Origin of the sequence: Enterococcus sp. VV15 (assembly GCF_005236045.1) — a bacterium.
Taxonomy (GTDB): domain Bacteria; phylum Bacillota; class Bacilli; order Lactobacillales; family Enterococcaceae; genus Enterococcus_B; species Enterococcus_B durans.
This window is the reverse complement of the sequence record NZ_QPTY01000006.1, coordinates 82,997-93,401: the sequence shown is the minus strand read 5'-3', so window position 1 is coordinate 93,401 and position 10,405 is coordinate 82,997. Positions and strand designations below refer to the sequence as shown.

The following is a 10,405-nucleotide window of genomic DNA, read 5'->3' as shown; positions in this document are numbered from 1 at the left end:
TCTTGTGTGACCTTTGAACTATCGTTCTCATCATTCATCTCATTGTAGAATCGACCAGTTTTTTCTCTAAAATCTGTTTTCGGCATATTATTCACTCCTTAGAATTTATTTATGTTTTATGACATTGATACCAATATTAGGTTAAGAGTAAAAAATCTATTTAGAAGTGTTTGTCCGTCATTTAACATGCTTTTACTTCTTTTATTACCATGAAGTTATTTTCAAAAGAAACACATTTTTTTTAATCTTTAAATTTAGTTGCTTATTGCTCGTTTTCAACACACTATTACTTCGTATTATAGTAAGTTTTAATATTTCCTGTGGAGCTTGATCAATTATCTGTAACGTTTACATCATTGATCAGCTCTCTTTTATTGTTTTGTAGCAGGATCCCATCAAAACATTATCAGAATTACTTTAAGGTTTTAGTCGGATATTCTTTACCTATAGCCTGATTGAACGCATTCACTTATTTGACTAGTATTCTTGATACGTAGCCACGATGCAACAATTTTTACTTATTTTATTATAATCAACATTCAAACTCATTAATTCTGACAGATTAGTATCTTGTACAGCAATATGTGTTTCGTCAAAAATAAATTTCTTTCTGTTGTTAATTTTGGTTCCGTTACAAACTTTTAAAATGAACAATAGGTATTCCATTTTGACAATTTTTTAAGCTAGAATTCCCAATAACACCTTGATTTCAGTGCAGACCGAAAAGCCGAAGAGAGTCCCCTCTTTTCAGCTTTTTTTGTAGATTCCTCGAATTGTTTCCATGCCCTTAATATTAGATACAGGGAAGTCCGTTAAATCAATTTTTTGTTCACTGTTATTTTCGAAATTGAAACTGGACTCATAGGGGATAAGACTGTCTACATATTCATCAGTTATTGCGGATGGAATACCTTGCTTGAAAGTTGCCTGATTGGCTTCAGGAAGTGAATTGAATAATTTAATTGAAATATCGTTAACGGGTTCGCTCAAGTAATACAACTCATCTTTCATGTTTACCTTTACCACGTTATAATCACCAACTAAGACGGCGGGGTCACTGTAGAATACCCCTCTACATAAAATACCAATTTTTGTGTCGTGATAGTCACCGCCTTTTTTCGTTTTCCGTTTATAATTTTTAATATAGATATCCCAGCTAATATTGATTACTCCAATACCATCACATTCACCTTTTTCTAAATCATGATTTAAGGTAAGCATTAATACTCGTGAATCATGACTCTTGTAGTCCTTTTCCGGAATTTCTAATCCAGAGATTGCATTGCGCAAAAAGGATTCAAGAGAATGATCATTAATTTTTTCACTAAATACTTTGGAAGCATTTTTTCCAGCCTGAATAAACAAGTTTTTTATCGCATCTACAGTAGTTAGCTACTTATTTTCTGATTGCTTTACAATTTGACCTGTAAAGGTTTCTCTGTTCTGTTTCAGAAAATCAAAATTCGCAGGAACCTGAACAGTCCCCAAGTCAAGTTGATATCCAGCGGCAGTATCATCCCAATCCCATTCTCCATTAGCAGCATGAACTAAACTATTTGCTTCTTCTAAATAAAAGGACTCTGGTTGATCATATACCCCGTTTAAATAGGCAATTTCACTAAAACCATTTTTAGGCTGAGAAATTTGTATAGCTTTTAGTTTAGTATCAGAAAACTCTGTTAGAACGTCAGTTTTATATCTTTCTAGCTTGTCCAATTCCGTATCTGGGCATCGAAGACCAAGTCCACGAATTTGTTTTTGTAAAGTTTCTACAGTCAGTTTATCATATTCGTTTTTTTAATTTGAGCTTCATTTTTCTCACAGGAAAATTCATTTTCTACCATGTTCTCTCTCCATACTTTTCAATGACAATCACATTATAATAACTTTTCAAATTTATAATATGAAATCTCCCACCAATTAAGAAATCGCTTTCTTTAGTTTATATTAACACATTATATATATAGATAACAAGTATGTATATATATTTGCTTTCTCTACATGATAAATAACATATAAGTTGTGCTAGTTAAAAATTTTTGCCAAAACAAAAAGCTTCGCATAAATTAATCTCAAAACTACCACGAATCTAGAGGACGATTGTCACTTTTCTATTTAAATGGTAAAAATTTCCAGCATTAAATGACAAAAGCTACCAACTTTTCTTGGTAGTTTTTTAAATACCTATCACTAAACTATCTCTTGCCGCTTCTACAACTTCTACAGTAAATTTATCTATTTGATTAATTCGCAAAATGCGATCAATCTGTGCAAATAAACGATGAATAAGCCGAAAATTACCTTTTGTGATCTTAATAATAGTTATGATAACTTCATAATCAGAAAAATCTTCTAACTTGATATCAATTCCTAAATCTGCCTATTTATACTCCAAAATGTGATGCGTTTCATCCTTATTAAGGTTATCAAATTCAAGTGCAAAACCTATACGAGAGTAAAGCTGAGGATAACGAGACAATCTTTTTTAACTGAACACTTCTCAACTAGATACTGTTGAAATTCTTGAATATGAATTGGTCTGATCTTTTCCATCTGCACTTTTCCAAAATAAGCTAACGCACGTTTTAAAGTCTTATCTGTTTTTACATAGGTTTTTTCGACTGTCCCCAGCTTATACCAAGGAAAGAGGTATTTCTTATAAAAATCTCGAAACGTAATTCCTTACAGATAGATATTTTGAGAATCAGAATAATTCTTTTTCAATTCCTCCATGGCTTGCTTGGCCTCTTTCTGAGTTTTAAAACCTCTTCTGGTAGGCTGAATTCTCTTACCAATCAGGTCTGCATTTGTAGCTGCAGTAATAAAATTTCCTATTATAAACGCTTGGAAAATATACTGTAAACTAGATAAACTTGTCGAGATCAGAAATACTGCTAAACGTAATTTTGAACCATATTTTAAGATAGTCATCATGTGCCTCTTTTCAATGTTTTTTATTATGAAAAGAACGTGATAATTCATATTCATAAACAACGAACAGAGAAATAATTTTTAAAACACCAATGTTTCCAAGGTAGGTGAACTTATATTACTATGAATGTGTCCATCCTTTAAAACAATTGCTCTTGAAGATTGACTGGCTAATTCCAAATCATGAGTAACCATAACAATTGTCTTCCCTTTGCTTACTAATTCTTTCAATACTTCCATAATAAGGACACGTGAGTGAGTATCCAATGCACTAGTAGGCTCATCTAAAAATAATATATCTGGATCCGCTAATATTGTGCGACCAATTGCGACCTTTTGTTGTTCACCACCTGAAAGAGCATCAATGGGCTGGTGTAAATCCGCTTTTAATTCCAATCGTTCCGCCAGAGAATAAACATTTTCCTTTTTTATTTTGTGACCATTTAAAGTTCCTGGAAGTACCATATTATCATAAGCGGACAATGAAGGAATCAGTTGAAAATCTTGAAAAATAAAGCCAATTTTTTTGCGGCGAAACTTTGCTAATTTCGCTGCACTCCATCCATAAGGTGATTTGTCATCGATTAATACCTCTCCATTTGTAGGAGGTAATAAGCTAGAAATACAATAAAGCAACGTTGTTTTCCCTGAACCAGAAGGTCCTACAATTGACACAAACTCTTGTTGCTCTACATCAAAAGAAATATCAGCAAGCACTTGTAAAAGATTTCCTTTAGCAAGCTCTATTTCTTTTTTTAATTCTGTTATTGAAATAACTATCTGTCTCATCAAAATTAACCTCCATAAAATTTAATAATACTAAACCTACTAACTGATAACGGAATATAAAAAATCAACTAGAATTTTTGTCAAAGCTTTGATATCTCCTTGAGGCAATCCCCCATGACTAGCTTTTGAGTTAATTTCTAAATGTGAAGAGACCCCTAACGTTTGAAGTTTTTGTAGCCAATTTTTCACATCCTCATTTGAAATTTGCTTATCATTTTCTCCGCAAACCACAAATAAATTTGTCTTTGATCCTTTGGCTTTTTTCACATTTTGCATTGGTGAATACGAATGAATATAATTTCGTACTTTTAAATCAGTAGAAGGATCTCCCCATTCTGCTACTTCCATATGCGATAAATAATCACGTTTATATAGCATAGTATTATAAGGATCAACAAATGGTGAAGCTAATAACATAGATTTAAACAAATTCGGTTCTTCATTCAGACTAGCTCCAGCAACTATTCCTCCAGCACTAGAAGAAATTAACGACAATCTGTCAGAAGCCACTATTCCCTCGTCAATTAAATAGCGACAACAGTCCAAAAAATCGTGAATTGAGTTCCACTTATTCAAAGTTCTCCCCATATGATGCCATTTCTCGCCTAAATATCCGCCCCCTCTAACATGAGCAATGCAATAAACAAAACCAAGTTCTATCATCGCTATCATCATGGGATCAAGATTTCCTTTTTGTTCTCTCGAACCATATGATCCGTAGACATAAATGATACCATGCTGTTTTCTGGGTAATTGTTTTGAGTCTCCCTTCCAATATATTGTTAACGGTATTTTCATCCCATCAACAACAGATCTTACATAGAAAATTTTGCTATGAAACTTTTTTACGTTAAGATTGGGTATATTTTGGTTGCTTTTAACCAAAACTAATCTCTCGGGAAGGTTAGGATTGTAGGAATATAACATATTAGATATACAACCATCTTCACAAAATAGGTGTGTCACGCTCTCATCATTAGTATTTTGGCAAAGGTGAACATCACCTTGTAACGGAATGCAGAAGGTATCTTCAATAAAATCAACCTTAGCGTTTACTAAATTTTCAATGGATATTATTCCAGAATTCAATTTATTTTCATTAAAGTAACGAAGGAAAATATAGGTATGATTCGCTTCAACAGTAAGAACACTTATATTTTTTTTTGTAGGAATAATTTGATATTTTTTATCATTGCAATTATAGAGAATTAATTTGTGATTCACCGATTTCTCTTTCCTACATATAAATAATATGTAGTCTGTTGAATACTTTGTAAATCCTATAACATGAGCAATTCGCTCACTTTTTTTGGGCCAAATAACTTGGATAGGATTTTTTTCTTCAGATGAAAAAAGTAAGTATTCTACGTTATTTTTAAACAAAGATCGATTTGATAAAGATGTTTTAATTAGTTTTAATTGATGTGTACTCCTGCTTTCGCAATAGCAGACTTTCTCTTTCAATTGTTTGAAATTCTTTTCTAAAATTTTATTTGGTCGTCCGTCTTCTGTATGACTAATAAAAACAATACGGTCCGTGTGTAACTCAAATACAGGAAAATGATCAAGACTGGTTAGAACCGTGGTCATTACTTTTTCTGAATTCAACTCCATTACTTCAATTATATAATTACTACCAGAAATAGAAATCATCGTTCGAAATAAGTGAACTGGATCAAGAATTACTTTTAGTACCTGTTTATTAGGATATAAGCAAACATCGAAAAGCAGTTTAGATTTTTTTAAATGAATTCTTTCGGACTCTGTTATAATTAGCTCTTTATTTGCATCATTCAGTTGTACACTAATGCTTCCAGAGTGCGGTAATTTCCAATCTTCAAAGCTGTAAATGTAATCATTGATTTGGACCTTATGATTATAAACTTTTTTATAATCAAGTAAGCAAGATTGAATAGTCGATTCAAATTTTTTTTTACTATAAACCATTGATATTCACCTGCTTCCTTGATTCTTTCAACCCAGACTAACCATTCTCTTATTATTGATTTAATTAAAACAGTCTGATTATTTTAGTATATTAATAAATCTACTCGATATATTTTTTTAATGTATGACGCTCAAACCAATAAATTGAAATAAAACACAAACCGAAGATTAGAAAAGCGACTAACGATAATAGGATATTAACCGACCAATTCGCTTTGAGAATATTACCTCCACCCAGATAGGTAACTCTCAGTAATGGAATCGCAAACAATATTGTTCCAATGAAGGTAATTATTATTGAGATGAATGAAACTGTACTGATTTCAATGATTCTCGTTTTAAAAATCCAATTTGGTGTACATCCAGTATAATAATATTCTTTAGATTCAACTTTTGTTTTTATTCTAAAAAGGCAAATTGATACAATTACATTGGCCAAACTAATGAGTATTGGAGCCCCGAATACAAAAATAAGGTTGATGATTAAATCTGAAATATAAGAACTATCATTTGTACCGTCAATCAGTAGTTTGGTGTTGAGAAATAAAGCAATAAAATTTCCAACTAGTAGGGTAATGATGCTGACTGGTCGAATTAATTTTATTAATTCTTCTATATTGAACTGCATATTGTAAAATGCAGTGCGAACTATCGGATTATTTTTCATCGTCGGGAGCCCAACAATTCTATTCACTATGCCTCGAAATATTGGACGAATTAAAAAATTCATAGCAATAAGTATAGAAAGCCACAGAAGGAGCAATAAATTCATCGAGTTACTCATACTTTGAGTATATTCTTTTATTAAAGTTGGATCAGGAACATTTTTGAAATATAAATAAAATGTCGCACCTACGCTTATGAGTAACGCAATTATTCCCAAAAATTTACCACTGCTCTTCGTTTTATTAAATGCTCTATGAGAAGAAAGGCTTCCCTTTCTTTTCTTGTAACTTTTAAGACAATAGCGCATACATGTATATAGAATAATTGCTATTTGAATCAGTATCACTATAAAAACAACGTTCCATGAGAATTGAAGTGGTAAATGTAAAAGAGTTTCTTTGGCAGAACTCGAAGGTAATGTGGTTAAAAAAAGCTGTGAAGCTTTTAAGGAAAAACAACTTCCAAAAATCGCTCCAATAATACCGATTAATAACATTTGACCAGTCATTACCAAACTAATTTGAACAGGAGAAGCCCCTAAAAGAAGCAATATGTCATTTGTTTCATCAAAAAAATCTATACACTGTTTCATTGCATTTGTAGTCAATAAAAACAACACTACTATCCCTATAACAATTGGTAACTGCATAAAAACACCATAATCAACAGAACTGTTAAGATTAGTACTATTTAACCCATTTAATATCACGAGGGCAGTGCTAAATATTAATCCAGAAACAATAAAAATAGGTAGTATTGATAGCCAAATCTTCCAGTGCTGTAAAAATTGCTTTATAATTAACTTAAACATTTACCAACAGCCTCCTCATCTAGTATCTCTAATTTTAAGGTATCATAAGAAAACTGCATTAACAATTAGACCTTAGCCTTATCATTGGAATTTATACTTTTGATATTAAGTATCAAATTCAAAAAATACCCTTTTTCAATAAAAATATCCTAAAACGGTTCTATGAGAAACAGACGGAATTAACAAAAATTCTACCTCTTGCTTCAGAATATAAACCAGATTAGGATACACTTCTTCTTTCACATACTGAAATTAAGTAACTGGGCACACCGAATTTTTTGATTCAACCTGCGATAATTACAGTATGATTTAACAGCCTACCAGGCTTATATTACTTGGAGAAGTATCGCACCAACCCCAGCTAGCCGTACTACCGCGTTCTCCTTCGACTTCCTCGATAACTTCATCTTCGATCTCAAGAGATTGAAACTTCAAAATTTCGTTTGACATTGCTAGTTCGCCTCCTTTCTGTAATTTTTGGTAATAATAAAAATTCATCTGTTGCAATAGATTCCAGTGCAAGTACTAAACCTGCGAAACCTGAAGCAATATCTGTGGTTAAACGCATACCACTATCACCTGCAACACAAGAACCATTACCGAACTTAATAAAGTGTTGTGTAATACCAGAATATACGGATTTTACAATTTCTAGAACATCATCTTTTTTCAAATACTTATTCATCATCATTTGTCCCAACTTTAAACCTGCAAATCCATTAAACAACCCTGGTGAAATACAAAAATTTGTTTTTGTTGCTTTATAAAGCGATTCGAGAACATTCATGAATTTTTTATCAACTATATCGGTATTTTGTGAAATAAGTATTCCTAATCCTGCACTTCCCATTGAAAGATATGGTAAAATTCTAAAACCTTGAGAATATTGCATCATGTCTGTATCATCTTTGAAATACCCTTTTAACTCATTATCTATAGAAAGATTTAGTCCTTTTATAAAAATTTTATCTCTGGTATATCTATACATTTCAGCAAAAAGCCATCCAAGACTAGCATGTCCATAAAGCAAGCCAGCTTCAATTTTTTGTGGATTATTAGAAGCAATTTTACCCTTTCCGATTGATATGTATCTTTCGGGATCAGAAATATACTCTCTAACATAAGCTCTTGCGACATTTATAAATTTCTCTTCAAAATCTTTTTCCAAAAAGCCTTCATTGGCAAAATCCAGCCCTACTATCATAATGCCTGATTTACCCTTATAAATACTATGATTATTGGTCTCTTCCCACCAAAATTCAAAATTATTTTCAAATATTTTAGCAGCCACATGAGACTTACCCATTTTATGCATGATCCACAAGGTTCCTGTTGTTCCCTCTCCAAAACTAAAATCTTGCATGTGACCATTTGTTATTTCATTCATCAGTTCAACTGTTACTTTTTCTTGTAATTGTATGAAGTCATTAGATAAAGCAATCCCAGTTCTTTTTGCAGCAAGTGAATAAGCCCAAAATATACCTAAATCAGAAAAAGCTATTCCTTGGAGTGTAGTTAATCCATAATAGTGAACGGGGCAGTTACGATAAGGATATTTCCATCTTCTAATTGTTTCATCAAAGCCTTGAAGTAATTCTCCTAATATATTTTCAAAATTAATATTTACCTCATATCGATTTAAATAAGGATGCAAGTTTTTTCGATCAGTCAAAACTTGTACATTCCCTGCTTTATTTCTTAATCTATTGAGCGTAACCAAAAATTCACTCAGTACTTTATCATCAACATTTAGTGAATCAAATATCTCTTTGCCAGCCTTTTCTTGCTGTTTTGAAAACTCGTAAACTAAATCTCCTTGTAAAGCTACAGGAAAAAATAAACTATGAGCAAGTTGAGAAACACCATACCAATCTATTTCCTCTGGTGTTGTCTGTCCCCACTGCCTGAATCCAGGTGCTGCTACCATGTGAAATCTTTTATCAAGTTCGTTAAATACTGCTTGCTCCCAATCAATTACACTAAAGCTGTCTTGCACATCAATAACAAAGTTTTTAGGATGAACATCTTGATGAAAAATACCTCTTTCATGTATAGTTTCAAAAAATATTTCTATTTTTCTTACTAACTTATGTGCTCTATTAAGATAATCAGTAGCGTAACTCGTGTCACCTTTAGAATACAATGGATAATTTTTTGTGATCCATCGATTTAGTGTTATTCCTTTAACTTTCTCCATAACAAGAAAATGATGTTCCCAAAGTTCTCCTTCCCACAGGAATTTTGGGACGCAAGTTAAATCTTCAAGCAACTTCAATGCTTCCCCTTCATTTTTCATTCGATCAATCGCTGTGAGTTGCTTGTCATCAATTCCTGTGTGTGGGCGAGCCTCTTTTATAAAAACTAATTCATCTCCCGATTCAGGATAGTATCCTTCATAGATACCGCCACAGTTTGAAAATCGAATTGGTCTTTCTATTTCAAAAGGAATTGAGTCAGATGAAGCATCTTCTTTCACATTTAGCCACTGCTTTAGAAACTCAGGGGTTACACTATCATCAGGTCTCACAAAGAAAGTTTCCCTTTTGTCAGTGACCATTTTTCCATCTATTTCAAGTTCATCACTAAAGATTCCTTCACTATTTGGCGAACCTTTCTTGAACATTCCATATCGTAAATATATCGGTCCTTTTGCCCAACGTTTATCACTTAAAATATAAGGCCCCGGATAATCATGTAATTGGTCTTCTAAATAGTCCAGAAATTCTTCTAATATTGACTCATCAGGATAACAAGTGATAAACTTTCCAGCATGCTCTCGAGGCATTTGTTTTCCATTGCGATTAACAAAACGTTTAACTGTTGATAAATGCTTAAAAACAACATTTTTTTTATAGCAATACTCAGAGACAATCGTTAGTATCTCATCGGTACATTCAAGAGTTGAACTGATATGGACTTTCCATCCTTGACGTTGCATATTGTTTTTTAGAGGAATTATATATGTCCACTCACTTTCACGAAATTCCTCCCAATTTTTAGGGATCGGTACTGAAAAGGATTTAGAATTATCTGTATAGTATTTCGCATCTGTGAAAAAAAGTACATCCCCCATTGAATAGTTACCTTCCACTTGATCCCCTCCATATATATAATTTTTTAATTATCTGGTGTATTGATTACATTGATAGTTTATCAAAGAGAAATCGTTTGAACGTAATGTGTAACAAAAACAAATCAACATGTAACAAAAAATAAAAAGTTATTTCATTAATAAAATCCCAACCTATAAAACTGTTAACA

At 32.3% G+C, this 10,405-nt stretch carries 5 protein-coding genes and 3 pseudogenes; all 8 read right to left on the bottom strand.

Going from position 1 to position 10,405, the window contains the following annotated elements:
- Positions 1-678: 678 nt before the first annotated feature.
- Positions 679-798: pseudogene (locus DVW83_RS04155) on the bottom strand (IS6 family transposase); the annotation flags it as partial.
- A 594-nt stretch (positions 799-1,392) separates the two neighbouring features.
- On the bottom strand, positions 1,393-1,716 hold the full coding sequence (locus DVW83_RS04150) for a hypothetical protein (protein WP_137239068.1): 324 nt from the start codon (positions 1,714-1,716) through the stop codon (positions 1,393-1,395).
- A 460-nt stretch (positions 1,717-2,176) separates the two neighbouring features.
- Positions 2,177-2,485 (bottom strand): annotated as a pseudogene (locus DVW83_RS04145) (AAA family ATPase); the annotation flags it as partial.
- Positions 2,486-2,487: 2 nt separating this feature from the next.
- Positions 2,488-2,931: pseudogene (locus DVW83_RS04140) on the bottom strand (Arm DNA-binding domain-containing protein); the annotation flags it as partial.
- Positions 2,932-3,012: 81 nt separating this feature from the next.
- Positions 3,013-3,720 (bottom strand): ABC transporter ATP-binding protein, encoded by a 708-nt coding sequence (locus DVW83_RS04135; RefSeq protein ID WP_137239066.1) that lies wholly within the window; start codon positions 3,718-3,720, stop codon positions 3,013-3,015.
- Between the two features lie 39 nt (positions 3,721-3,759).
- Positions 3,760-5,667 carry a prolyl oligopeptidase family serine peptidase gene (locus DVW83_RS04130; protein ID WP_137239064.1) on the bottom strand — a complete coding sequence of 636 codons (1,908 nt, stop codon included), beginning with the start codon at positions 5,665-5,667 and terminating at the stop codon, positions 3,760-3,762.
- Between the two features lie 100 nt (positions 5,668-5,767).
- Complete coding sequence (locus DVW83_RS04125; protein ID WP_104661497.1) at positions 5,768-7,144, bottom strand: FtsX-like permease family protein; 1,377 nt, start codon at positions 7,142-7,144, stop codon at positions 5,768-5,770.
- A gap of 415 nt (positions 7,145-7,559) precedes the next feature.
- Entirely contained in the window at positions 7,560-10,235 is a 2,676-nt protein-coding gene (locus DVW83_RS04120; RefSeq protein WP_104661498.1) for a class III lanthionine synthetase LanKC N-terminal domain-containing protein, read from the bottom strand.
- Between the last annotated feature and the right edge of the window lie 170 nt (positions 10,236-10,405).